This is a genomic window from Halomonas sp. M20, from assembly GCF_020622265.1.
Taxonomy (GTDB): domain Bacteria; phylum Pseudomonadota; class Gammaproteobacteria; order Pseudomonadales; family Halomonadaceae; genus Modicisalibacter.
The window spans coordinates 195,352-218,466 of sequence record NZ_JACNMQ010000002.1 but is presented as its reverse complement, the minus strand read 5'-3'; the positions used below and the strand labels follow the sequence as shown (position 1 = coordinate 218,466).

The following is a 23,115-nucleotide window of genomic DNA, read 5'->3' as shown; positions in this document are numbered from 1 at the left end:
CTGGAAGATGCGCGGCGTAGAAATAGCCGCACATGCCGTCGATCCTAATTAAAATCTTGCACGGAATCCGAACGAACGGCCATCGGTGAACAACCACCGAGCACCCTTGCCGATCGGGATGCCGACAGCGCATCCCAGGGCGTTGTACTTCATATCCTGCCAGTCAAAGTGGTTGTTAGCCTGGCTGTCATCATAAAGCTCTTTTGCCGTGCCAACTGCCAAACATCCTCCAAAACTGATCCAGGGCCTGTTCGTGACGGCGGTAAAGATCGTGGAGATCGCCGTCGAGGCTGCAAAGTGCTTTTTTTCATTATCCTCGAAGGCTTGCGCTGAAGTGGCAGTGAACATACCTAGAAGAACAAGCATGGCTACGATGGATTTTATAAAAGAGCGAGTCGTAGCCGGAGTGCGCATTAGAATATTCATATTATGAACTGTGGTTGGTTAAAAAAATTATTCGAGTCAAGTCGAAGCGGACATATCTGCAGGCCACGCCCCAGCAACGGTTTCTTGTGGTTCAAGCAAGTCTTGGCATTCACTTCACACGGAGGTGGTTCGATAATCACACAGTGCACGTTTACACCCAGTAACACGATGATATGTCAGGTTTGTGGGGATTGCCAGCGCCTGATGGCATTTTAGGAAGCATTCAAACAGCGTCGAGAGCGTGTGGAGGGCTACACTTCGCCCCGGCGACGCAACAGCACATAAACCGCGCCGGTACCGCCATCCAGCTCCCGGGAGGAGCAGAAGGCCAGCACCGTGGGCCACTCCCGTAGCCAGGCATTGACGTGACTCTTGATGACCGGGTAGTCGTTAAGCAGATTGCCGGCGTTGGTGCGCGACTTGCCGTGTACCACCAGCACGCAACGCATGCGCCTGCTACGCGCCTCGTCCAGGAAGCTTTCCAGCTCATGACGCGCCTCGTCCAGATTGTAGCCATGCAGGTCGAGTCCTGCCTCCCAAGGGATCTGGCCGCGTTTCAAGGCACTCTGGGTTCGATATGGCAAGTCCGGTATCGCAAAGTTGAGTTGCGCGCTGGGGCGCACCGGTTCGACTCGTCCATCACTGGTGCGGCTGTTCAGCGCGGCAGTCACCGCGGCAGTGGCAGCATTTTTGCGTTCATCAAGTGATGCCTTGTCCTGTCGGCGCTTGCCTGGGTCGGCGCGATCGGAGATGAGCTTGCGTACGCCGGCATCTTCCAGTGCCTGACGAAACAAGGTGACTTCTTCGTCGTCTGGAGTATCGCGGCGGTATCGGCTCATGATCGGGCCCTTGCTGATATGGATGTATGGCGCTTCAGTATAGCGACTTGCATCTGGCTGTGAACCGCTGTGCTCGACAGGTACAATCCTTGATCTCCTATTCACACAACCCGACGACAGGATGCTGCGTGAACCCACGTTCCACCGCCGTTTCGACGCTAACGCTGGATGATGGAAAGCTTGCAGGTGAGCTCATCACCCTGCGAGATTATCTGCGCTGGGCGACCAGTGAGTTTCATATAAGTCGCCTTCACTTCGGTCATGGTACCGCCAGTGCCTGGGATGAGGCGGTCGCCTTGGTGCTGGGCGGCCTGCATCTCCCCTGGGACGTGGACCCTTCGGTACTCGACGCCAGGCTGCTGGAACCCGAGCGCAAACGGCTCGTTGAACTGGTGCGCCAGCGTATCGAGACCCGCCGCCCCCTGGCCTATCTACTCGGCGAAGCCTTTTTTGCCGGCTATCCTTTTCAGGTTGACGACCGGGTATTGATTCCACGTTCACCGATCGCCGAGCTGATCGAGCATGGTTTTGCCGCCTGGTTTCCCGAGCAGCCACCGGACCGGGTGCTGGACGTAGGTGCAGGCTCCGGCTGTATCGGTATTGCCACGGCGCTGTATCTACCTACTGCCGAGGTCGATCTCGTCGATATAAGCGCCGAGGCGCTGGAAGTGGCCAAGGCCAATATCACCTTATATGACGTGGGTTTGCGGGTGCGGGCAGTGCTTTCCGATTTGTTCGAGGGAGTGGCGGGCCAGCGCTACGATCTGATCGTCGCCAACCCGCCCTACGTCAATGCGCGGGATCTGGCCACCATGCCCGCGGAATTTGGCCATGAGCCGCCGCTGGCGCTGGGCTCGGGCAAGGATGGCCTTGATGTGGTGCGGCGTTTGTTACGAGAAGCGCGGGCTCACCTCCAGAACGACGGCGTATTGATCGTCGAGGTGGGTAATTCGGATCGAGAACTCGAAGCTGCCTTTCCCGAGGTGCCGTTTTTGTGGCTCGAATTCGAGCGCGGCGGACACGGCGTGTTTGCATTGACCGCGGGCGAACTCGATGAGTACGACCATCATTTTATTTGAGCCCTGTTTTGTAAACCCCCTCCGAAAGGGTGTTTACAAAAGTCAGGAGCGACGATCAGACAAGACAAAATCAGCTGAAAAAGCGGAGTTTACGTGGTGTAAATGAGCATTTTGAAACTGATTTTAACGCTGTATGGTCGAGCGCAGTAGTTTGTAAACATCCTCTGAGGAACGCAGCATGTCCGGCAACACCTTCGGTAAGCTATTCACCGTTACTACCTGCGGCGAAAGCCACGGCCCGGGGCTCGCGGCTATCGTCGATGGTTGCCCACCAGGGTTGCCGCTGAGCGAAGATGACCTGCAGCGTGATCTGGATCGCCGTCGTCCGGGAACCTCGCGGCATACCACCCAGCGTCGGGAGCCGGATCAGGTGCGCATTCTATCCGGGGTATTCGAGGGTGTGACTACCGGTACGCCGATCGGACTCACCATCGAGAATACGGATCAGCGTTCAAAGGATTATTCGAACATCAAGGATCAGTTTCGGCCGGCCCACGCGGATTATACCTACCACCACAAGTATGGCATTCGCGATTATCGCGGCGGTGGGCGCTCCAGCGCCCGGGAAACCGCCATGCGGGTCGCCGCCGGTGCCATTGCCAAGAAATATCTGGCAAGCCACGGCATTACCGTGCGCGGCTACATGAGTCAGCTCGGCACCATCCCCATCGAGTTCAAGTCCTGGGAAGGCGTCAACGATAACGCTTTCTTCTGTCCCGATCCGGACAAGGTGGCGGAACTCGAGGCCTTCATGGATCAGCTGCGGCGGGATCAGGACTCCGTAGGCGCCCGTATCACCGTGATCGCCGATGGCGTGCCGGTGGGATTGGGAGAACCTGTTTTTGACCGGCTCGATGCAGAACTCGCTCACGGGCTGATGAGCATCAACGCGGTCAAGGGCGTGGAGATCGGTGACGGCTTCGCGACGGTTTCCCAGCGGGGCAGCGAACATCGCGACGAGATGACTCCGGAAGGCTTTCTTTCCAATCATGCCGGCGGGGTGTTGGGCGGAATCAGTTCCGGGCAACCGGTGATTGCGCATCTGGCTCTCAAGCCCACTTCGAGTATTACCCAGCCCGGTCGCGCCATCGATGTTCAAGGCAATGCCATCGAGGTCATCACCAAGGGGCGGCATGATCCCTGTGTCGGTATCCGTGCCACCCCGATTGCGGAGGCAATGATGGCGCTGACGCTGATGGATCATCTGCTGCGTCAGCGGGCCCAGAATCCCTCCGTGCAGGTCGATACGCCCCATTTACGCTGATGGTTCTTGTCTCACCCTACGCTTGCGTGCTCCTTGCCGCATTGCTGCTACACTGAAACGAGTGTTCAGCAAGCGAGTCATTTCATGAAGATAAATGTCGAATTCGATCTCACCCCGGCGGAGTTCCGGGAGTCTCTCGGGCTTCCGGACGTCGAGGCATTTCAGCGCAACATGATGGATCGTATCCAGAAGCAGATGGAGGCCGGTGTCGAAGGCTACGACCCTTGGAGCTTGATGCAGCCTTTCATGCAGGCCGGACTGGGCCAGAACGTGAATCAGGGATTGAGCCAAGGGTTGAGCCAAGGCATGGCTAACTTTGGTAACTACCAGCAGATGATGATGGATATGTTTCGTCAGGCTGGAAGTAATGCCATGGCCTCTTCGTCGTCAGCGGAAAAAGAGAAAAAGGAGAATAATGAGGCCACCAAGAAGAACAGTGGCAGTGCTTCTTCCTCTCGCACGGGTTCGGCCAGCTCTTCCCGCAGCAAGGCCCGCAAGACTCAGAGTTGAGGTGCCAAGGCTGCTGAATCGATGAATCGTAGGAAAATTCGGTTGATATATAAGCGAGAGCCTGTTGCAACCTGGCATAATGGTGTCTACGCTTTGTGCAGTGCAGCAAACGACGCGCCAGAATGGTGATGTGTTTTCTATCAGGAGGGATTCGACATGGCACGTAACGACCAGCAAGAGCAAATGTATAACGCCTTGACCGAGCAGACTCGCGGCTTCTTCGAGCCGATGCGCAAGCTCAGCGGTGTGATGCTAGATAACATGGAAAAAATGACCCAGTTCCAGCTGGACTCCATGAAGCGTTACAGCCAGATGGGAACCGAGCGTATGCGCGCGGCCTCCGAGGTCAAGGACGCTGACGACATGCGCGACTTCTCGAATCGCCAGTCAGAGCTGATGAATGAGCTTTCCCAGCAGATGATGGAAGATGCCCGGACCATGTCCGAGCTGAGCTCCCAGTTCCGGGAAGATCTGCAGCAAGCCTTCTCCGAGGCAGGCGATCAGGCAATGAGCCGTACCAACCAGGCGATGCATGATACCCAGAATGCTGCCAAGTCGGCCGCTGATTCGGCAAAAAGTTCTGCAGACTCATCAAAATCAACCAGCACGCGCAATACTAAGAATAGCTGATCAAATTAAGGCCGGCGCTGCCGGCCTTTTACCAATATAGTTTGGTCATACGGCGCAGGCTTTGTATTGGCGAAGCCTGCGCTTGGGTATGTTGGATCATATTCAATAAAAACGCGCCAGGAGCATGGGAGGGTATATGCAGCCAGATTCCCAATTCGAACTAGGATCGTTCATTGACGAGCATTGGGCTGAAAAGCTTGGTTCGATCAGTCATGAGTATCAAGCACTGACCCAGGCGATGCTGGCGCGAATACTGCCCAGTGAAGCTAGTGGATTGATGCTCGAGGATATGAAGGAAAGCCTCAATCGAGGCGCCCAGGCGCTGGCAGGCAACCCCCAGTTACTTTATAGCGCCCAGATGCGTCTGATGCAGGATCAGATGCGCCTCTGGCAGCAGACCGTGCAAGCTTTTTACGGGGGTGGCGATTCGGGAGAGGCGGTCATCGAGCCGGAACGCTCCGACCGGCGCTTTCGTGATGACGCCTGGCACACCGAACCTTTCTACCGCTACATCATGCAGCAATACCTGCTTTCATCCCGCATGATGAATGAGCTGGTTGAGGGTATCGACAGTCTCACCGAGAAGCAAAAGTTGAGCCTTGAGTTCTATGTACGCCAGTACATGAGCGCCATGGCACCCACCAACTTCATTGCTACCAACCCGGAAGTGATGCGCCTCACCCTGGAGACCAAGGGTCAGAACCTGGTGGATGGTCTGAAGCGTCTGCGAGAGGATCTGGCCAACTCCGCAGAGGGTTTGAACGTGACGATGACCGACCGTGAAGCTTTTCACATCGGCGAGAACGTCGCGGTAACGCCGGGAGAAGTGGTCTATGAAAACGAACTGATCCAGTTGATTCAGTACTACCCTACGACTGAAAAGACCTTCAAGACACCGCTGCTGGTCGTTCCGCCTTGGATCAACAAGTACTACATCCTCGATTTGCGTCAGGACAACTCGATGGTGAAGTGGCTGACCGAACAAGGGCATACCGTCTTTCTGATTTCCTGGCGCAATCCTGGCGTTGAGCAGCGAGATATTACCTGGGCAGATTACATGCAGATGGGACTGATCCAGGCCATGGATGCCATCGAGGAGGCCTGCGGCGAAAAATCCGTCAATATACTCAGCTATTGTATCGGCGGTACGCTGACGGCCTCGGCGATCGCGTATCTAACCAGCACTCGACGTGCACGCAAGGTGCGCTCGGTCAGCTACATGGCGACCCTGCACGACTTCCGGGACCCTGGGGATATAGGTGTCTTCTTCAGCGGCAAGGCGCTGGAAGGGATCGAGCGCCAGCTTGAGACCGATGGTTACCTGGATGGCCGAATCATGTCCTTCTCCTTCAATCTGTTGAAAGAGAGGGATCTATTCTGGTCGTTCTACGTCAATAACTACCTCAAGGGTGAAGCGCCAGCGGTCTTCGACCTGCTTTACTGGAATACCGATGGCATTAACCTCCCGGCAGGCACTCATGGCTGGTACTTGCGCAACATGTATGTAGAGAATCGTTTGGCGAAGCCCGGCGGTATCGAGCTTGACGGGGTCAAGATCGATTTGCGTAAGATATCCACACCCAGCTATTTCATCTCGGCGAAAGAAGATCATATCGCCAAGTGGAATTCGACCTATTACGGCACTCAGTTGCCCAAGGGGCCGGTGACCTTCGTGCTCGGCGGGTCAGGCCATATTGCGGGTATCGTCAATCCGCCGGCCAAGAACAAATACGGTTACTGGACGAACGATGAGCTGCCCGACAGTCCAGACAAGTGGCTGGAAGGGGCGACCTTCAACGAAGGCTCCTGGTGGCCACACTGGCAGAAGTGGATCACCGACAACGGTTACGCGGATGCCAGCAAGCAGGTGCCGGCTCGCAAGCCCGGCGAGGGGAATCTGGACATCATCGAACCCGCCCCGGGTCGCTATGTGCGCCAGACTATCCATGAGGTGATCGGTCAACCTGAAGATGATGGAGAAGAGGCCGACTCTCGAGCAAAAGAGGTCGATTGAACCGGGGGGCAACCCTGGGTATCGAGAGCCTTGGAGGCATGCAACGCCCCCGACACGGTCATGGCGATCGGGCCGGAGGCGTTATTTCGTCATCAAGTAGCGTGAGCATCGAACGGGCTGCATTCGAGAGAGTGCGGCTCTTGTGTACCAGATAGCCAAGCGGGCGTTCGATGGGTGGAAGCTCGATAGGCAGCCGATGCAGTTCCTTATCGATCAGGGTTTCCGGCAACACGCTCCATCCCAGCCCGATCGTGACCATCATCTTCAAGGTCTCAAGATAGTTGGTCGACAGTCCGACGTTCACCTGAAGCCCATTCTGGGCAAAAGTGTCGAGAACGATGTCGCGGGTAAAGGTCAGATGGCCGGGCAGTACCGCATCGTGCTCCGATAGCGCCGTGAGTGCCACTCGACCCTGTTTTGCCAGAGGGTGATCCTTTCCGCACACGAAATGCAGCCGGTCGACCCATACCGGGACCACGGTCAAACGAGGATCCGGCGCCGGCGCGAGTGTCACCACGGCGACTTCCAGTTCACCGGTGAGCACACCCTGATAGGCCTGTTCCGAATCGAGAAAACGTAGATCCATGCGCACCTCGGGATGAGCCTGGGTATAGGTCTTGAGTATCGGCGGTAGCCGATGCAGACCGATATGATGGCTGGTGGCCATGATCAGACTGCCGCGAATGTCGCCGGCCAGATTGGCCAGTGCCTGACGGCTGTCGTTGACCATGACCAAGATTTCCCGAGCCCGGGGCAGCAATACCTGGCCGGCTTCCGTCAAGCTGACTCGACGGCCAATACGGTCGAACAGGCGCGCTCCGATCTGTTCTTCCAGGGTGGCAATGCGCTTGCTCACCGCTGGCTGGGTCAGATAAAGCTGTTCGCCGGCCAATGAGAAAGAGCCGTTATCCGCAACGGCGAGAAAGGCTTGCAGGCTTTGGGTATCCATTCGTCAATTTTCCATGCCATTGCTATTCTTTTATGGAATGCAAAGTATGAATAACATGAATTGATTTTATGAGCGAGTCGCGTGAGACTGTTTGCAAAGAACAGCATTGGTCGCGGGAAAGCCGCGACAATCGACCAGACAGGCATGATTAGGCAGCACTTGATCAGACAAACATAAGGCCAATGACCCGGGAGAACGACATGGCAGGTCAGACACTTTACGACAAATTATGGTCTCAGCATCTCGTGAAACAGCGGGACGATGGTAGCGCGCTGATCTATATCGATCGTCATCTGCTGCATGAAGTGACCTCGCCCCAAGCCTTCGAGGGACTGCGTCTGGCCGGGCGCAAGCCCTGGCGGCTGGATGCCAATCTGGCTACGCCGGATCACAACGTGCCGACCACGCTTGTCGAACGCGCCGCCGGTAACGCGGGTATCGTCGATCCGGTATCGCTCATTCAGGTGCAGACTTTGGACGACAACTGCGAGGCCTTCGGCATCGAGGAGTTTCGCATCAACGACGAGCGCCAGGGTATCGTTCATGTGGTGGGTCCGGAGCAGGGCGCGACCCTGCCCGGGATGACCGTGGTATGTGGCGATTCTCATACCGCGACTCACGGCGCCTTTGCCGCCCTGTCCCATGGTATCGGCACCTCCGAGGTCGAACACGTGTTGGCGACCCAGTGTCTGCTGGCACAGAAAATGAAGAACATGCGGGTAAGAGTAGAAGGTCAATTGGGCGCCGGCGTGACCGCCAAGGATATCGTGCTGGCGGTGATCGGCCGTATCGGTACCGCTGGTGGCACCGGCTGCGCCATCGAATTTGCCGGCAGCGCAATTCGCGATCTGTCCATGGAAGGCCGCATGACCATCTGCAACATGGCTATCGAGGCAGGCGCCCGGGTAGGGCTGGTCGGCGTCGACGACATCACCATCGACTATCTGCGCGAGCGCCCCTATGCACCCACCGCCGAGCAGTGGGACGCCGCCGTGGCGGCTTGGCGGGAATTGGTCTCCGATGAGGATGCGGTATTCGACCAGGAGGTGGTGCTGGATGCGGCCGAGATCGCACCCCAGGTGAGCTGGGGCACGAGCCCGGAAATGGTCGCCCCCATCGAAGGCGAGGTGCCGGACCCCGCCGCCATCGCCGACGACACCGTAAAGCGGGGTGTGGTGCGGGCGTTGGAATACATGGGGCTTGCAGCGGGCCAGAAGATTACCGACATCCGTTTGGACAAGGTGTTTATCGGCTCCTGCACCAATTCTCGCATCGAGGATCTGCGCGAAGCCGCCAAGGTCGCCAGGGGCAAGAAGGTCGCGGACTCCATTGCGCTGGCGATGGTGGTGCCGGGCTCTGGCCTGGTCAAGCGCCAGGCGGAAGCCGAGGGGCTCGACAAGATCTTTCTCGAGGCGGGTTTCGAGTGGCGCGAGCCGGGTTGCTCCATGTGCCTGGCCATGAACGCGGACAAGCTCGGCGCCGGGGAGCACTGCGCCTCCACCTCGAATCGTAACTTCGAAGGACGCCAGGGCTATGGCGGACGCACCCATCTGGTGAGCCCTGCCATGGCCGCGGCCGCCGCGATCGCGGGTCACTTTATCGATGTTCGCAACCTTGCCCAGCAACCCCAGGAGGCCTGAGCCATGCAAGCACTCACACAGCATCAAGGCCTTGTGGCGCCTCTCGATCGCGCCAACATCGACACCGATCTGATCATTCCCAAGCAGTTCTTGAAATCGATCAAGCGTACCGGCTTTGGCCCCAACCTGTTCGACGAGCTACGCTATCTTGATGAAGGCTATCCGGGACAGGATGCCTCAAACCGTCCGGTGAACCCGGATTTTGTGCTCAATCAACCGCGTTACCAAAATGCCAGTATTCTATTGGCACGACGTAACTTTGGCTGCGGCAGTTCCCGGGAGCACGCGCCCTGGGCGCTGGAAGACTTCGGCTTTCGCGTGGTCATTGCCCCAAGCTTTGCCGACATTTTCTACAACAACGCCTTCAAGAACGGCATTCTGCTGGTGCCCTTGGACGAGGCAAGCGTCGATCAGCTATTCCAGGAGGTCGAGTCCAGCGACGACTATCGTCTCGAGGTGGATCTCCAGGCCCAGACCGTTACCACCCCGAGCGGCGATGTATTCAACTTTGAGGTAGACGAATTTCGTAAGCACTGCCTGCTCAACGGTCTGGACGATATCGGCCTGACCCTGGAGCACGAGGGCGCAATCCGCGATTTCGAGCAGCGCCATCGCGAAGCCCAGCCCTGGCTGTTTCGCGGTTAAAACGTGCAGCACTCGATTATTCGACGTCAAATACAGCGTTATAGAGGGACACCATGAGTCGCAAGATTCTCGTTCTACCCGGAGACGGCATCGGCCCGGAAATCACCGCCGAGGCGGTCAAGATTTTAAAGGCTTGCCAGCAGGACGGTCTTGATATCGAGCTGGAAGAAGCCTTGGTCGGCGGGGCAGGTTTTGATGCCGAGGGCGATCCGTTGCCGGAAGCGACGCTTGAAAAAGCCAAGGCCGCGGACGCCATCCTGCTGGGCGCCGTGGGTGGCCCCAAGTGGGACAACCTCGAGGATATTCAAAAGCGCCCCGAAAAGGGGCTGCTGGGGCTGCGCAAGCATCTTGGCCTGTTCGCCAACCTGCGCCCGGCGCTGCTGTATCCGCAGCTGGCCGAGGCCTCGAGTCTGAAGCCGGAAGTGGTGGCAGGGCTCGATATCATGATCCTGCGGGAACTCACCGGTGGCATCTACTTCGGCCAGCCGCGGGGTATCGAGGAGCGTGACGGCCAGCGGGTGGGCTTCAATACCTACGTCTATTCCGAAGGCGAGATCGAACGCATCGGGCGTGCCGCCTTCGAGATGGCGCGTAAACGCGACCGCAAGCTGTGCAGCGTGGACAAGGCCAACGTGCTCGAGGTCACCATGCTGTGGCGAGAAGTCATGAATCGGCTAGCTTCGGAGTATCCGGATGTGGAGCTCAGTCACATGTACGTCGACAATGCCGCCATGCAGCTGGTACGGGCGCCCAAGCAGTTCGACGTCATGGTCACTGGCAACATGTTCGGCGATATTCTCTCCGATGCGGCGGCCATGCTCACCGGTTCCATCGGCATGTTGCCTTCAGCGTCCCTCAATGAACGCAACCAGGGCATGTACGAGCCTTGCCACGGCAGCGCCCCGGATATCGCCGGTCAAGGCGTGGCCAATCCGTTGGCGACCATCCTGTCCGTGGCTATGATGCTACGCTACTCGCTGGACGAGCCAGCACTTGCCGAGCGCATCGAAAAAGCGGTCGGTCGTGTGCTGGACGACAATCTGCGTACCGCGGATATCGCCTACTCGGGCACCCGCGAGGTGTCGACCCAGGAAATGGGCGACGCGGTGCTCGCAGCTTTCAATCACGCTTGAGCCATCAGGAGAATCATCATGTTGAAAGTCGGATTCATCGGTTGGCGGGGCATGGTCGGCTCCGTGCTCATGCACCGTATGCGCGAAGACAACGACTTCGCCGGTATCGAGCCGGTCTTCTTTACCACCTCCCAAGTGGGCCAACCCGGGCCTGATATCGGTGTGGACGTGCCGCCCCTCAAGGATGCTTTCGATCAAGAGGCGCTCAAGGCGCTGGATGTGATCGTGACCTGCCAGGGCGGTGATTATACTGGCGAGGTGTACAAGCCACTGCGCGAGTCGGGTTGGAAGGGCTATTGGCTGGACGCGGCGAGCACGCTGCGCATGGCGGATGACGCGACCATCGTGCTGGACCCGGTCAATCGTCATGTGATCGACGCTCAGCTTGCCAAAGGCGCCAAGACGTTTGCCGGCGGTAACTGTACCGTCAGCCTAATGCTGATGGGGCTTGGCGGGCTATTCGAAGCCGATCTCATCGAGTGGATGACCTCCATGACTTACCAGGCCGCCTCCGGGTCTGGCGCTAAACACATGCGTGAACTGCTCAACCAGATGGGCTCGCTACGCGATAGCGTCCAGCAGGAACTCGACGATCCGGCCAGCGCCATTCTCGATATCGATCGTAAGGTGTCCGAGTCGATGCGTGGCGGTGACTTCCCCGTGGAGAATTTCGGCGCGCCCCTGGCCGGCGGTCTGCTGCCCTGGATCGACAAGGCCATGGACAATGGCCAGAGCAAGGAGGAGTGGAAGGGTGGTGTCGAGACCAACAAGATACTCGGTCATGGCGTCAATCCGATTCCTATCGACGGCCTGTGCGTGCGCATCGGCGCCATGCGCTCCCACAGCCAGGCCTTCACTATCAAGTTAAAAAAGGATGTGCCGATAGATGAGATAGAGGATCGTCTGGCCAGGCACAACGACTGGGTCAAGGTCATTCCCAACGAGAAGGAAGCGACGCTTCAAGGACTGACGCCTGCCGCCGTCACCGGCACCATGACCGTTCCGGTAGGGCGTCTACGCAAGCTGGCCATGGGGGGCGAATATTTGACCGCCTTCAGCGTGGGTGATCAGTTGCTCTGGGGTGCCGCGGAACCGCTCAAGCGTATGCTGGGAATATTGCGCGAGCAATAGTTACGCAGGCTGGTTTCAGCATGGACGACGCCTCCTTCGGGAGGCGTCGTTGCGTTGAGAGAGAGTAAAAATATTGGGATAAGGGCGAGACGACTATTCAAATAACGCCATGAATTGGTCGATAACAGATCAAGGTGCTGAACCGCGCTAGAGGACACGTATGAAACACACATTACCATTGATCGTCGCGACAGCCCTCGCCCTTGTCAGTACCGAGCTGCAAGCGCTAGGCCTGGCTGAAATGCAGATTCTGTCTCGACTCGATGAACCCTTGCGCGCACGTATTCCGCTAGTCGATTTGCAAGGCGCGAACCCAGATCGATTGCAGGCATACCTGGCGGACGAAGCCGATTTTCAGGGGGTTGAACTACCCCGCGCTGCCATAATCGGCGACCTGCGGCTGGCAGTGAGTCATGAAGGTGGCAACCCCGTACTGTTGTTGAGTACCGAGCAGGCGGTAAGTGAACCCTACCTTGAATTGGTGCTGACGCTGGAATGGCCCGAGGGAAAGCAGCAGCACCAGGTGAATATTTTGCTCGATCCTCCAGGGTATTCCGATTCGCCGGTTGCCTTGGATGATGGCTTGGGTCAGGCGCCCCCCGCGTTGGTTGCGGCGAGCGGTTTCAAGCGGCCCGATGGTTCAAGACGTTCGAATAGCGATGAGCCAGTAACGACTAGCGAAGAGCATCCTCGGCAACTACAAGCTCGCACCGGCGACGCGCTTTCGATTCTGGCCGATCGTGCACGGCGCGGAAAGAGTGCCACCCTAGAACAAGCCATGCTGGCGTTGTTGACCGGTAATCCCGACGCCTTTTCTCGAAACAACATCAATGCGCTACAGGCGGGGGCGGTGCTCGACGTGCCATCTCCCGAGGAAATGAATGCCTTTGATGCCGACCAGGCTCGGCAGCGAGTGCGCGAGCAGAATGACGCTTGGCAAGCGAGGCATGAAACGCTGGCTGCGATTAATGGTCACGAGGTGGAGCAGGCGGAAGTCGTTGGTGATACGATCCAGGAAAGTGTAGAGACGCCAGCCCCAGTGGGCAAGGAGACTTTGGCGGCAAGTGACAACGAGACGAGTCGTGGCGATGCACGCGCCCTCGCGATGGCAATGCAGCAACAGGAGTCTCGCCTTGCCGATCTGGAAATCGATCGGGAAACCATCCATGAAGCGCTTGTCGCGATGCGTCAAGAGCGGGAGCAATTAGCAGGAGACACTGCCTCTTTGCGCGAAGAGTTGACTGGATTGCACGAAGAAGTCGCTGAAGCTCTTCAGGTGCTGTCACCGCCTGCCGCGCAGAAGATAAGTAGAGCGGGCAACGTGGCTGTCGCCGCGAATGAGGGTCAAGGGGTCGCGGGAGGGCTCGACGAGCCAAGTGGCTGGCAGCGCGTAACAGGGTATATGCCCACGATCGGCGGTATGACGGCGGTCGTTCTGCTGGCCTTTCTGCTTCGCAGGCGCCGGCAACGACATGGCGTGGTGAGGAAGGGCCGAGTCGATCCCTCGCGTTACAGTGGAGGTGACAATGAGCCCGAGCCTATGCCAGCGGCATACTCGCCATGGTCGGCCTCAGCCACGCTGTCAGCCGATCAAGTGCTGACTGCCGAAGCCGAAGAGGGCGCCAGAAGTGCGGAACCCGAGACGGCGCCTGTGGCTACTGCCAACGCCGATAATGCATCGACATGGCGCGAAAAATCCACTGAGGTGGCTTTTCAAGAAGATGTCGAGCACGAATCTGCGCTTCCTTTGGTTCCCAACGGACTCAACGAACTGGAAAGCACCTCCGAGGTCGAGAATAACCGGCAATGGGAAGAGGGTGGCAACGGGCAGGACGAAGTCGAGCGAATCATGGATTACGAGCCCGCGATCCTTGGGCCTGCCGGGTACCCGCGGCCACAGGAAAGCTCATCGGAAGAGAGTGACGCTGCGAGCATTGCCGAAGAGCTGTCAGCCGAGAGGGGTAATGTCTTCTTCGATCAAAAGCCTAATACCGAGGAAGAGTGGGAGGTGGAAGAAGTTACCTTCGAGACGCTGCAATTGGATGACAAATCCACCGCTTCGCAAGCTTTCAAGCGTTAATAGCTACGTAAACAGTGCCAGGGTAGCGTTACTCTTACTCCTGTCTGTATCAATAATGTGGTCATACTTAACTAGATCGTTGATATTGCTGTCCAAGCAAAACATTGTCTACTTTATCTGAACTTTTGTTTTCAATGTTAAGTATGGATGCTGTGAAAAAAATTCTGAATACCGCCGTTCGCTCGTCAATGGACTGGCTAGAGGAACGTTTCACGGTCGCGCCCGACCACAAGGGTATGCCGTGGCAGGATCAGTCCCACGTTCCTCGAATGGGCAAATATCCGGCAGGTAAGCAGCCTGTAAACGCCAACGAGCCTTGCTGGCAGAAAGTCGAGCCGGTGGCCAAGCCGGGCGTCTGCCGCCTTCATCAAGCCCGGGTCTGGAGCCTTCACGCCACTAGCTCCACGATTGCGCCGGACCCCCATCGTCGTCTAGCCATCGTCTTCGACAAGCACCGCCGGCGGTTGAAGACGCCTGCCTCGCCGTACGTCTGGGCGTACTACCTAAAACATCGGGAATGGCGCCGCAAGAATCGTCATACTGCACATCTCGCCGGCCGCGTGGCGCTACTGGGTAATTTCGTTTCCGACAGCAATAATTACTATCACTTCTGGGCCGATATTGTCTCAGATATCTGGTATCTACGTCAGTCGTTGCCGGCATCGGAAATGCCTGAGCGCTATCTCATGGCCTATACCGGCGTTTCCTGGCAACGGCAGATTCTCGAGCTATGCGGCATTCGCGAAGATCAGGTCATTCCTCTGTCTGACCACGACTGGTTGAACGTTGACGAGCTGGTCGTGCCGATTAGACCTAAAGGTTCCGAGGATCAGCCTTCCTGGCAGGCGGATGCCATACGGGGCATGGCCAACTGGGCCGGCATCGATCGACCCGCTACGCGTCGGCTCTATCTTTCCCGGGCGGATGCCCCGCGGCGGCGTGTTGCCAATGAGGCCCAGGTGCGTGAGCGTCTCGAGCCGCTAGGGTTCGAAGTGCTGACCCTCGATGGTTTGAGCGTGCGCGAGCAGCAGGCGCTGTTTGCATCGGCATCGACGATCATTGCGCCCCATGGGGCCGCGCTGACCAATCTGGTGTGGTGTAAACCCGGCACGCTGGTGGTCGACTTTCTCTCGGAAAATCACCTGGCCCCATGCTTTCGCGAATTGGCCGCGCAGAGCGAGGTGATTTATCACCCTATCGTGTGCCGCTCGGTCGACGATACGATCTCGGGATTTGATAGCGACATCGAAATCGACATGGCGCAACTCGATACTGCTCTCAAGGTGCTCATGTTCAAAAATGCGAGCATCTACGCTCTTGAAAAAGCTCGGCTGGCTCCCGAGACGTTACACTGGGACAATGATGGTCTGTACTATCAAGAAACCAGATGAGAGCCGATGCCCCTATTCGAGTACCTGGATGAAACCCGCCCCTTAACGGGGCGCCTGGCCCTTGGCGTTGAATACGATGGCAGCCACTACTGTGGTTGGCAGCGACTAAAGCAGGCTCCCTCGGTACAGGCAGCGCTCGAAGATGCGCTGGGCAAGGTGGCCGCGACGCCGGTCAAGGTATTATGCAGTGGCCGTACCGATAGCGGCGTGCATGCCACGCGCCAGATCGTGCATTTCGATGTGCCCGTACCGCGTAGCCGCAAGGCTTGGGTATACGGTGCCAATGTCAATCTACCCCGAGATATCGCTGTGCGTTGGGCCATGCCCGTTGCAGGCGATTTTCATGCGCGCTTTCTGGCCCTGGCTCGGCGTTATCGTTATGTGATCCTTAACCAGCCCAGCCGCCCAGTGCTGGAGCGGGCCAATGCCACCTGGTGCCGCGAGCCGCTGGATGTGCCAAGTATGCACGCGGCGGCCCAGGCGCTGGTGGGCGAACACGATTTTTCGAGCTTCAGAGCGGCGGGCTGTCAATCTAGAACCGCCTGGCGCCATCTGCACTTCATCGAGGTCAATCGCTACGGCCCGCTGGTGGTGATCGATATTCAGGCCAATGCCTTCTTGCATCACATGATTCGCAACATTGCCGGGGCTCTGGTGGCGGTGGGCAAAGGAGAGCACAGCGTCGACTACCTGGCTTATCTGCTGACGCTCAGGGATCGCGCCAAGGGCAATGTCACGGCTCCAGGGTGTGGTCTGCATTTTGTCGACTCGGTCTACGCCGAGCGATTTGCGTTGCCTCAGGAGCCCCTGGGCCCCAATCTGTTGGCATTTCTGGGAGAGTGGACCGGCGAGCGGACACTGCCCGATAGTCCTCGGGTGCGTCACCGCAGTCGACTACCCGAGTCCGAGTCAGCCGGGGAGATATGAGCATGAGCGGACCAATGATAGGCCGTACTCGGGTCAAGATCTGCGGCCTGACCCGGGAAGAAGACATTGATGCGGCGGTGGCCGCCGGCGCGGATGCGCTGGGGTTCGTGTTGTGGCCGGGCAGTCAGCGCGCAATCGACGAGGAGCGCCTGGCGCAGCTCGCCGCCCGTGTGCCGGCGTTTGTCACCCGAGTGGGCTTGTTCGTCGATCAATGCCCTGAGTTCGTTCATCGGTGCGAAGCGCACCTGGATCTGGTGCAGTATCATGGCGATGAAACGCCGACACTCTGTGCCCAAGCGGCACGCCCCTGGATCAAGGCACTGCGCATGCGCGATGGGCTCGATCTTCATGAGGCCGCCGAGCGTTATGCCGAATCCCGCGGCTTGCTGCTCGATGCTTATAAACCGGGGGTGCCCGGAGGCACCGGCGACACCTTCGATTGGTCACGTATTCCCGCAACGCTTGCAAAACCTGTTATTCTCGCCGGTGGTCTTACCGCAACCAATGTCGGCGAGGCTATTCGTGCGGTTCGCCCCTATGCGGTAGATGTTTCGGGAGGCGTCGAGCACTCTCGCGGCATCAAGGAACCAACCCGGATTCGTGCATTCATCGATCACGTATTTCTCGCTCAACAGTCTTGAGCCAAAGTGGCTCTCACAAGCGACCCTCACAAGCGACCCCAAGAGGTATCTTTCGTGACCACGTTCAGCGACCTGACCCGACTACCCGATGCCCGTGGCCATTTCGGCCCCTATGGTGGTCGGTTCGTTTCGGAGACCCTGAGCTTCGCGCTGGAAGATCTGGAGAAGACCTACATGAGTCTTCGCGATGACCCGGATTTTCAGGCGGAATTCGACCATGACCTGGCGCACTATGTTGGCCGTCCCTCGCCGCTGTATCACGCCGAACGGTGGTCGCGCCAGCTTGGCGGTGCGCAGATCTGGCTCAAGCGCGAAGATCTCAACCACACCGGCGCTCACAAGGTGAACAACACCATTGGCCAGGCGCTGCTGGCAAAGAAGGGCGGCAAGCCGCGGGTCATCGCCGAGACCGGGGCCGGACAGCATGGGGTCGCCACTGCCACGGTGGCGGCGCGCCTGGGGCTCAAGTGCGACGTCTACATGGGTGCTGAGGATGTGCAGCGCCAAAAGCTCAACGTCTATCGCATGCACCTGCTGGGCGCCAACGTCATTCCCGTGGAGTCTGGCTCGCGTACCCTGAAGGACGCGATGAACGAGGCGTTGCGCGACTGGGTCACCAATGTCGACGATACCTTCTACATCATCGGTACCGTGGCCGGGCCGCACCCTTATCCGCTGCTGGTACGCGACTTCAATGCGGTGGTCGGACGCGAAGCCCGCAAGCAGTCTCTCGATCAGATCGGTCGTTTGCCGGATACACTGATTGCCTGTGTCGGTGGCGGCTCCAACGCGCTGGGTCTGTTCTATCCCTTTGTCGAGGATGAAGGCGTACACATGATCGGTGTCGAAGCCGGCGGTGACGGTGTCGAAACCGGCCGCCATGCGGCGCCGTTGAGCGCCAATGCCCCCCGAGGCGTATTGCACGGCAACCGCACCTACCTGATGTCCGACGAAGGGGGGCAGGTACTCGAAACGCATTCCATCTCGGCAGGCCTCGACTACCCGGGTGTCGGGCCGGAACATGCGCTGTGGAAAGATGTCGGTCGCGTGGAGTATGTCGCGGCCAATGACAAGGAAGTGCTCGAGGCTTTTCGTGAGCTCACCCATGTCGAAGGCATCATGCCAGCATTGGAATCCGCTCACGCCTTGGCTCATGCCAAGGTGATCGCGCCGACCATGCGCACCGATCAGCACATCGTCGTCAATCTGTCCGGGCGTGGCGACAAGGATATTTTGACGGTGGCCAAAATTGATGGCGTCGAATTTTAAGGGGTAAGAATGAATCGTATTGACCAACGCTTCGCTACCCTCAAGGAGCAGAAGCGTACCGCTCTGATTCCCTTTATTACCGCGGGGGACCCGGCTCCGGAGCATACCGTCGGGTTCATGCATGCCCTGGTCGAGGCCGGAGCGGATGTGATCGAACTCGGCATGCCGTTTTCCGATCCCATGGCGGATGGGCCGGTGATCCAGAAAGCCTGTGAACGAGCGCTCAAGTACAATGTCCGCTTGACCCATATTCTTGCCATGGTAGAGGAGTTCCGCCAGCAGGATAACGAGACTCCGGTGGTATTGATGGGCTACCTCAATCCCCTGGAACGTATGGGGTTGCAAGCGTTTGCCGAGCAGGCCAACGCTTCAGGTGTCGACGGCGTGTTGGTGGTGGATATGCCGCCGGAAGAGGCCGATGAAATAGCGCCGCTGTTCAAGGAACATCACCTGCACTCGATTTTCCTGGTGGCGCCGACTACCTCGAAAGAACGAGCTGCTACCATCTGCGATCATGGCGAAGGCTATCTCTATTACGTCTCGCTCAAGGGCGTGACCGGTGCCGCCACCCTCGATGTAGGCAGTATCAATCATCAACTCGAGTCGCTGCGCCAATTGACGTCGATTCCCTTGTGCGTCGGTTTCGGCATCCGTGATGGCGAAACCGCTGCTGCGGTAGGTCAGGTAGCCGATGGGGTAATCGTCGGCAGCGCCTTGGTTTCGCGTATCGCGGACAACTGCGAGCGTCCCGAGCGTGCCAAGGAAGAACTCAAAAGAATACTGAGCGACATGCGTGAAGCCCTGGATGCCTGACGCCAGGCAGAGGATTCTAGCCGGATGCCCTTCGATAGAATCCAGGCAAGCTCTTTGATTCAAGATCCGAGTGGCATACCGAGCAGGCATGGCTTTCGGGTATCGTTAACAGCAGCAAAACGGAAACTTCTTTACCATGAGTTGGCTAGACAAGATCGTGCCGTCCATGGGACGCATTCAGCGCAATGATCGGCGCACCAGCGTGCCGGATGGTCTGTGGCGCAAGTGTCCCAAGTGTGACGCAGTGCTTTATCTTCCCGAACTGGAACGGCACCAGGACGTTTGTCCCAAGTGTGATCATCATCTGCGCTTGACCGCTCGCAAACGTCTGGACTGGTTTCTGGACGAGGAGGGGCGTGAGGAGATCGCGACGGATCTGCAGCCTGTCGATCGCCTCAAGTTCCGGGATTCCAAGAAATATCGCGATCGTCTCGCCGCGGCCCAAAAGGAAACCGGCGAGAATGATGCCTTGGTAGCTATGCGGGGCATGCTCGGCGGGCTGCCGGTAGTGGTCGTATCCTTCGAGTTCACCTTCATGGGGGGCTCCATGGGGGCGGTGGTCGGCGAAAAGTTCGTTCGCGCTGCGCGCCTGGCCCTGGATGAGAACATCCCTTTCATCTGTTTTGCCGCTTCCGGTGGCGCGCGCATGCAGGAAGCCCTGTTCTCATTGATGCAGATGGCCAAGACCTCCGCCGCTCTTGAACAGCTCAAGCAGGCGGGAACGCCCTATATCTCCGTGCTGACCGACCCGGTGTTCGGCGGTGTTTCGGCATCCCTAGCCATGCTGGGCGATCTCAATATTGCCGAGCCCAATGCCTTGATCGGTTTCGCCGGACCTCGCGTCATCGAACAGACCGTGCGCGAGCAGTTGCCGGAAGGCTTTCAGCGCAGTGAGTTTCTGCTCGAACATGGCACAGTGGACATGATCGTTCATCGCCAGGAAATGCGCGAACGTGTCGGTGGCATATTGCGCAAGCTGACCCACCAGCCCGTGCTTGGCATACCCGTGGAACCTGGCGAAGAAACGAACGAGCTGCAGGAAGAGCTGCCTCTCGAAGAGGAAGCGCCTCAGGACGTTGAACGCTGAATGCGCGCTAGTCTGACACTGGCTGAATGGCTGGTGCGACTCGAGCAGGAGCATCCGGTCAGCATCGATCTTGGTCTCGAGAGGGTGGCCGAGGTTGCAGGCCGGATGGGGCTGACCGATGCCCCTCTTGCCGAGCGTGTCATCAGCGTAGCGGGCACCAATGGCAAAGGCTCGACCGTCGCCATGCTCGACAGTTTGGCTCGCGCTCACGGTTTGTCCACGGCCACCTATACCTCTCCTCATCTACTGCGCTACAACGAGCGTTTGCGATTTGACGGAGCCGAGGCCCCTGATGAGCTATTGGTCGAGGGCTTCGAACGGGTCGAGGCGGCGCGCCTATCGTCCAAGCCCATTAGCCTGACCTACTTCGAAGTCGGTACCCTGGCGGCCTTCTGGGCGATTGCCGAGCGCGCGCCCCAAATAGCAATTCTGGAAATCGGCCTCGGCGGGCGTCTCGATGCGGTCAATATCATCGATGCGAACGTGGCGATCATCACCACTATCGGTCAGGATCACGCGGCCTTCCTGGGCACCGATATCGAAGGTATCGGCCGCGAGAAGGCCGGCATTCTAAGGCGTGCTTGCCCGGCAGTACTGGGTAGCCACTCATTGCCCGCCAGCGTCTATCGAACGGCACTGGAACTGGGCGCCGGCGTTCATGGGCTGGGGTGTGATTTTTCTCACCATCGTCAAGGACCGGATACTGGCTGGTGCTGGCAGGGGCGCGACGGTGAAGGCAATTCGCTGACCTTCGAAGAGCTGCCGGACCCTGGATTGCCGCTGGATAACGCCGCCAGTGCGCTGCAAGCGCTGGCACTTGCTGGCATCAAGCTCGATGGCGAAACCTGTCGCCGGGGGTTCAGCGGAATATTCCTGCCTGGGCGCATGCAGTGGCTAGGCAACTGGTGCCTGGATGTGGCCCACAACTCTCAGGCCGCGGAATATGTGTGCGCAAGGCTGGCGGAGCGCGAGCCTCTCGGCCGGCGTATTGCGCTACTCGGGATGCTGGCGGACAAGGACGCCAGTGCCGTCATCGAAGCGCTGGCTCCTCAGGTGGATGCCTGGGTGGCGGTAAGCCTCGAGGGTGAGCGAGGCCGGGATAGCGCCTCCCTTGCGACGCTGCTCGAAAATCATGCGCAAAGGGTACTGCACCGGGCTGATTCGCCTCGAGCCGGTGCTGAATGGTTGCTTGGTATACTCAAAGACAATGACGAGGCGCTGGTGTGCGGTTCTTTCTTCACCGTCGCCGACGTGCTTGGCTGGTATGATGCGCGAAACTCGCAAGTCGATCCGGAGCCAGCATCTACCTCCAGGAGGAAAACATGAAATATGGCATGCGCGAGCGTATCAGCGGCGCAGTGATCTTGTTGGCGTTGGCTGTGATCTTCATCCCCATGTTGTTTGACGATCCACCGTCCCGGGAAATGCAACCCGAGCCTACTTTGACCCTTGAAAAGCCGGTTGAGGTCGAGCGCAAGGAGGTGGCTGAACCAAAGCCACCGGCAAGCCTGGGGCAGATCCAGATGCCTCGAATGCGTGACGATACGTCCGGATCACCCAGTGGGACCTCGTCGTCGGTCGATAGAGTCGAGCCTGAAGAGGTGCAGCGCGCCAGGCAGCGGACCTCCCCGCAAAAGCCCACCCAGCAGATAGCCGAGCCCGAAACCCGCTCCGATCCTATTGCGGAGCTTGCAAATCGTAATCAGGAGCGTGCAAAGCTCCCAGAGAGCGAAAAGGCTCAACCCCAGGAGAGTGACCAGCAGGAAACGGCCAAGGCGACACAGGGCGACTGGGCCGTTCAGGCAGGCAGTTTTGGTGAACCGGGTAACGCGCAAAGTTTTCAGGCCGATCTCGAGGCAAAAGGGTTCAATGCCTTCAGCCGTGCCCGGGACAATGAGTTGACCACGGTGTACGTCGGGCCATTCACCTCCTCGGAGGCAGGGGAGAAGGCACGTACCGAACTCAAGCAGAAAGCCAACATACAAGGCTTGTTGATTCGGCTTCGGGGGCAGGAGTGACACTGACCTGGTTGGATTGGGTATTTTTAGCCATTCTGACAGTTTCGATGCTGGCGGGCTTTACCCGCGGGTTGGTGAGAGAGGCACTAGGCCTGGGTTCCTGGATACTTGCGCTGATAGCCTCACGGATGTTCGCTCAGCCGGTTGCGGATAGGCTGACAGGCGTCATCGATCACCCGGATGTGCGTCTGATAGCGGCATTCGTGCTGATCATTCTCCTGGTGGTTGTAGTGTGCGGGATCATCATTCGTCTGGTGCAGGCCGCCGTCGAGTGGGTGGGACTGGGGTTTTTCAATCGCCTGGCAGGCGCCGGTTTCGGAACGCTGCGAGGCGGCGCTATTCTGGTAGTGGCCACGGTCGTGATCACCTTGACGCCACTGGTGCAGTTACAGGCCTGGCAGCAGGCAGAGTTGCGGCCTGCTTTTGAAGGGTTGAGAGATTGGACGATGGCGCGCATCCCCGACTGGAAACAGTATGTTCCACAGGCCGAAGACGAGTTACGCTCTCTGTCAGTGCCCACCGCGTTACCGTTTGGATCGCCTGAAGACGACCCCCGATAACGGGGTTACGGTGTAGGCCGAGCGCGTCTCGGCTTTGGTTTCATGGCAGTGGTTTCATTGAAGTGGTTT

Annotated in this window: 22 protein-coding genes; 19 read left to right on the top strand and 3 right to left on the bottom strand. The window is 58.4% G+C overall.

Annotated elements, in window-relative coordinates; all coding sequences use genetic code 11:
- Nucleotides 1–48 precede the first annotated feature (48 nt).
- Both H7850_RS06615 and H7850_RS06610 read right to left on the bottom strand, forming a co-directional pair.
- Nucleotides 49–414, bottom strand: coding sequence for a hypothetical protein (locus H7850_RS06615; RefSeq protein WP_227368736.1), 366 nt, complete (start codon nucleotides 412–414; stop codon nucleotides 49–51).
- Nucleotides 415–677: 263 nt separating this feature from the next.
- Entirely contained in the window at nucleotides 678–1,265 is a 588-nt protein-coding gene (locus H7850_RS06610) for a Smr/MutS family protein (RefSeq protein ID WP_227368735.1), read from the bottom strand.
- Between the two features lie 128 nt (nucleotides 1,266–1,393).
- Here H7850_RS06610 and prmB point away from each other — a divergent pair, with 128 nt between their 5' ends.
- From prmB to phaC, 5 genes are all read left to right on the top strand, one after another.
- Nucleotides 1,394–2,344: a 50S ribosomal protein L3 N(5)-glutamine methyltransferase gene (prmB, locus tag H7850_RS06605; RefSeq protein ID WP_227368734.1), complete on the top strand. Its 951-nt coding sequence runs from the start codon at nucleotides 1,394–1,396 to the stop codon at nucleotides 2,342–2,344.
- Between the two features lie 178 nt (nucleotides 2,345–2,522).
- A complete protein-coding gene (gene aroC / locus H7850_RS06600; RefSeq protein ID WP_227368733.1) occupies nucleotides 2,523–3,608 on the top strand; it encodes a chorismate synthase in 1,086 nt (361 codons plus the stop codon).
- 84 nt (nucleotides 3,609–3,692) lie between these two features.
- Nucleotides 3,693–4,118: a hypothetical protein gene (locus H7850_RS06595; protein WP_227368732.1), complete on the top strand. Its 426-nt coding sequence runs from the start codon at nucleotides 3,693–3,695 to the stop codon at nucleotides 4,116–4,118.
- Nucleotides 4,119–4,274: 156 nt separating this feature from the next.
- Entirely contained in the window at nucleotides 4,275–4,748 is a 474-nt protein-coding gene (locus H7850_RS06590) for a phasin family protein (RefSeq protein WP_227368731.1), read from the top strand.
- 136 nt (nucleotides 4,749–4,884) lie between these two features.
- Entirely contained in the window at nucleotides 4,885–6,762 is a 1,878-nt protein-coding gene (gene phaC, locus H7850_RS06585) for a class I poly(R)-hydroxyalkanoic acid synthase (RefSeq protein WP_227368730.1), read from the top strand.
- A 58-nt stretch (nucleotides 6,763–6,820) separates the two neighbouring features.
- On the opposite strand, the gene H7850_RS06580 is transcribed toward phaC, so the two are convergent.
- Nucleotides 6,821–7,711 carry a LysR family transcriptional regulator gene (locus tag H7850_RS06580; protein ID WP_227368729.1) on the bottom strand — a complete coding sequence of 297 codons (891 nt, stop codon included), beginning with the start codon at nucleotides 7,709–7,711 and terminating at the stop codon, nucleotides 6,821–6,823.
- A 200-nt stretch (nucleotides 7,712–7,911) separates the two neighbouring features.
- Between H7850_RS06580 and leuC the strand changes: the two genes are divergently transcribed.
- From leuC to H7850_RS06510, 14 genes are all read left to right on the top strand, one after another.
- Entirely contained in the window at nucleotides 7,912–9,351 is a 1,440-nt protein-coding gene (gene leuC / locus H7850_RS06575; RefSeq protein WP_227368728.1) for a 3-isopropylmalate dehydratase large subunit, read from the top strand.
- Between the two features lie 3 nt (nucleotides 9,352–9,354).
- Nucleotides 9,355–9,996 carry a 3-isopropylmalate dehydratase small subunit gene (gene leuD, locus H7850_RS06570; protein ID WP_227368727.1) on the top strand — a complete coding sequence of 214 codons (642 nt, stop codon included), beginning with the start codon at nucleotides 9,355–9,357 and terminating at the stop codon, nucleotides 9,994–9,996.
- Between the two features lie 53 nt (nucleotides 9,997–10,049).
- Nucleotides 10,050–11,129 carry a 3-isopropylmalate dehydrogenase gene (gene leuB / locus H7850_RS06565; protein WP_227368726.1) on the top strand — a complete coding sequence of 360 codons (1,080 nt, stop codon included), beginning with the start codon at nucleotides 10,050–10,052 and terminating at the stop codon, nucleotides 11,127–11,129.
- A gap of 18 nt (nucleotides 11,130–11,147) precedes the next feature.
- Nucleotides 11,148–12,260 carry an aspartate-semialdehyde dehydrogenase gene (gene asd / locus H7850_RS06560; protein WP_227368725.1) on the top strand — a complete coding sequence of 371 codons (1,113 nt, stop codon included), beginning with the start codon at nucleotides 11,148–11,150 and terminating at the stop codon, nucleotides 12,258–12,260.
- Between the two features lie 160 nt (nucleotides 12,261–12,420).
- Nucleotides 12,421–14,340: a FimV family protein gene (locus tag H7850_RS06555; RefSeq protein ID WP_227368724.1), complete on the top strand. Its 1,920-nt coding sequence runs from the start codon at nucleotides 12,421–12,423 to the stop codon at nucleotides 14,338–14,340.
- Between the two features lie 152 nt (nucleotides 14,341–14,492).
- Nucleotides 14,493–15,731 carry a glycosyltransferase family 61 protein gene (locus tag H7850_RS06550; protein ID WP_227368723.1) on the top strand — a complete coding sequence of 413 codons (1,239 nt, stop codon included), beginning with the start codon at nucleotides 14,493–14,495 and terminating at the stop codon, nucleotides 15,729–15,731.
- A gap of 6 nt (nucleotides 15,732–15,737) precedes the next feature.
- Nucleotides 15,738–16,658: a tRNA pseudouridine(38-40) synthase TruA gene (gene truA, locus H7850_RS06545; RefSeq protein WP_227368722.1), complete on the top strand. Its 921-nt coding sequence runs from the start codon at nucleotides 15,738–15,740 to the stop codon at nucleotides 16,656–16,658.
- 2 nt (nucleotides 16,659–16,660) lie between these two features.
- Nucleotides 16,661–17,299 (top strand): phosphoribosylanthranilate isomerase, encoded by a 639-nt coding sequence (locus H7850_RS06540; protein WP_227368721.1) that lies wholly within the window; start codon nucleotides 16,661–16,663, stop codon nucleotides 17,297–17,299.
- Between the two features lie 54 nt (nucleotides 17,300–17,353).
- Nucleotides 17,354–18,568 (top strand): tryptophan synthase subunit beta, encoded by a 1,215-nt coding sequence (trpB, locus tag H7850_RS06535; protein ID WP_227368720.1) that lies wholly within the window; start codon nucleotides 17,354–17,356, stop codon nucleotides 18,566–18,568.
- A 9-nt stretch (nucleotides 18,569–18,577) separates the two neighbouring features.
- The gene (gene trpA, locus H7850_RS06530; protein WP_227368719.1) at nucleotides 18,578–19,381 is read left to right on the top strand and encodes a tryptophan synthase subunit alpha; all 804 of its coding nucleotides are present in this window, start codon (nucleotides 18,578–18,580) and stop codon (nucleotides 19,379–19,381) included.
- A gap of 136 nt (nucleotides 19,382–19,517) precedes the next feature.
- Nucleotides 19,518–20,468 carry an acetyl-CoA carboxylase, carboxyltransferase subunit beta gene (gene accD, locus H7850_RS06525; protein ID WP_227368718.1) on the top strand — a complete coding sequence of 317 codons (951 nt, stop codon included), beginning with the start codon at nucleotides 19,518–19,520 and terminating at the stop codon, nucleotides 20,466–20,468.
- Entirely contained in the window at nucleotides 20,469–21,794 is a 1,326-nt protein-coding gene (locus tag H7850_RS06520) for a bifunctional folylpolyglutamate synthase/dihydrofolate synthase (RefSeq protein WP_227368717.1), read from the top strand.
- Nucleotides 21,791–22,486 carry an SPOR domain-containing protein gene (locus H7850_RS06515; protein ID WP_227368716.1) on the top strand — a complete coding sequence of 232 codons (696 nt, stop codon included), beginning with the start codon at nucleotides 21,791–21,793 and terminating at the stop codon, nucleotides 22,484–22,486. Before H7850_RS06520 ends, H7850_RS06515 begins: the two co-directional genes overlap by 4 nt.
- Nucleotides 22,483–23,046 (top strand): CvpA family protein, encoded by a 564-nt coding sequence (locus H7850_RS06510; protein WP_227368715.1) that lies wholly within the window; start codon nucleotides 22,483–22,485, stop codon nucleotides 23,044–23,046. Before H7850_RS06515 ends, H7850_RS06510 begins: the two co-directional genes overlap by 4 nt.
- Nucleotides 23,047–23,115 lie beyond the last annotated feature (69 nt).

What these genes read in the sequence shown, in the direction of transcription:
- H7850_RS06580 (WP_227368729.1), bottom strand. Translation starts at nt 7,711, where the DNA reads ATGGATACCCAAAGCCTGCAAGCCTTTCTCGCCGTTGCGGATAACGGC.
- H7850_RS06595 (WP_227368732.1), top strand. Translation starts at nt 3,693, where the DNA reads ATGAAGATAAATGTCGAATTCGATCTCACCCCGGCGGAGTTCCGGGAG.
- leuB (WP_227368726.1), top strand. Translation starts at nt 10,050, where the DNA reads ATGAGTCGCAAGATTCTCGTTCTACCCGGAGACGGCATCGGCCCGGAA.
- trpA (WP_227368719.1), top strand. Translation starts at nt 18,578, where the DNA reads ATGAATCGTATTGACCAACGCTTCGCTACCCTCAAGGAGCAGAAGCGT.
- truA (WP_227368722.1), top strand. Translation starts at nt 15,738, where the DNA reads ATGCCCCTATTCGAGTACCTGGATGAAACCCGCCCCTTAACGGGGCGC.
- H7850_RS06590 (WP_227368731.1), top strand. Translation starts at nt 4,275, where the DNA reads ATGGCACGTAACGACCAGCAAGAGCAAATGTATAACGCCTTGACCGAG.
- H7850_RS06515 (WP_227368716.1), top strand. Translation starts at nt 21,791, where the DNA reads ATGAAATATGGCATGCGCGAGCGTATCAGCGGCGCAGTGATCTTGTTG.
- H7850_RS06555 (WP_227368724.1), top strand. Translation starts at nt 12,421, where the DNA reads ATGAAACACACATTACCATTGATCGTCGCGACAGCCCTCGCCCTTGTC.
- accD (WP_227368718.1), top strand. Translation starts at nt 19,518, where the DNA reads ATGAGTTGGCTAGACAAGATCGTGCCGTCCATGGGACGCATTCAGCGC.
- leuD (WP_227368727.1), top strand. Translation starts at nt 9,355, where the DNA reads ATGCAAGCACTCACACAGCATCAAGGCCTTGTGGCGCCTCTCGATCGC.
- aroC (WP_227368733.1), top strand. Translation starts at nt 2,523, where the DNA reads ATGTCCGGCAACACCTTCGGTAAGCTATTCACCGTTACTACCTGCGGC.
- H7850_RS06540 (WP_227368721.1), top strand. Translation starts at nt 16,661, where the DNA reads ATGAGCGGACCAATGATAGGCCGTACTCGGGTCAAGATCTGCGGCCTG.
- H7850_RS06610 (WP_227368735.1), bottom strand. Translation starts at nt 1,265, where the DNA reads ATGAGCCGATACCGCCGCGATACTCCAGACGACGAAGAAGTCACCTTG.
- asd (WP_227368725.1), top strand. Translation starts at nt 11,148, where the DNA reads ATGTTGAAAGTCGGATTCATCGGTTGGCGGGGCATGGTCGGCTCCGTG.
- H7850_RS06615 (WP_227368736.1), bottom strand. Translation starts at nt 414, where the DNA reads ATGCGCACTCCGGCTACGACTCGCTCTTTTATAAAATCCATCGTAGCC.
- H7850_RS06520 (WP_227368717.1), top strand. Translation starts at nt 20,469, where the DNA reads ATGCGCGCTAGTCTGACACTGGCTGAATGGCTGGTGCGACTCGAGCAG.
- phaC (WP_227368730.1), top strand. Translation starts at nt 4,885, where the DNA reads ATGCAGCCAGATTCCCAATTCGAACTAGGATCGTTCATTGACGAGCAT.
- leuC (WP_227368728.1), top strand. Translation starts at nt 7,912, where the DNA reads ATGGCAGGTCAGACACTTTACGACAAATTATGGTCTCAGCATCTCGTG.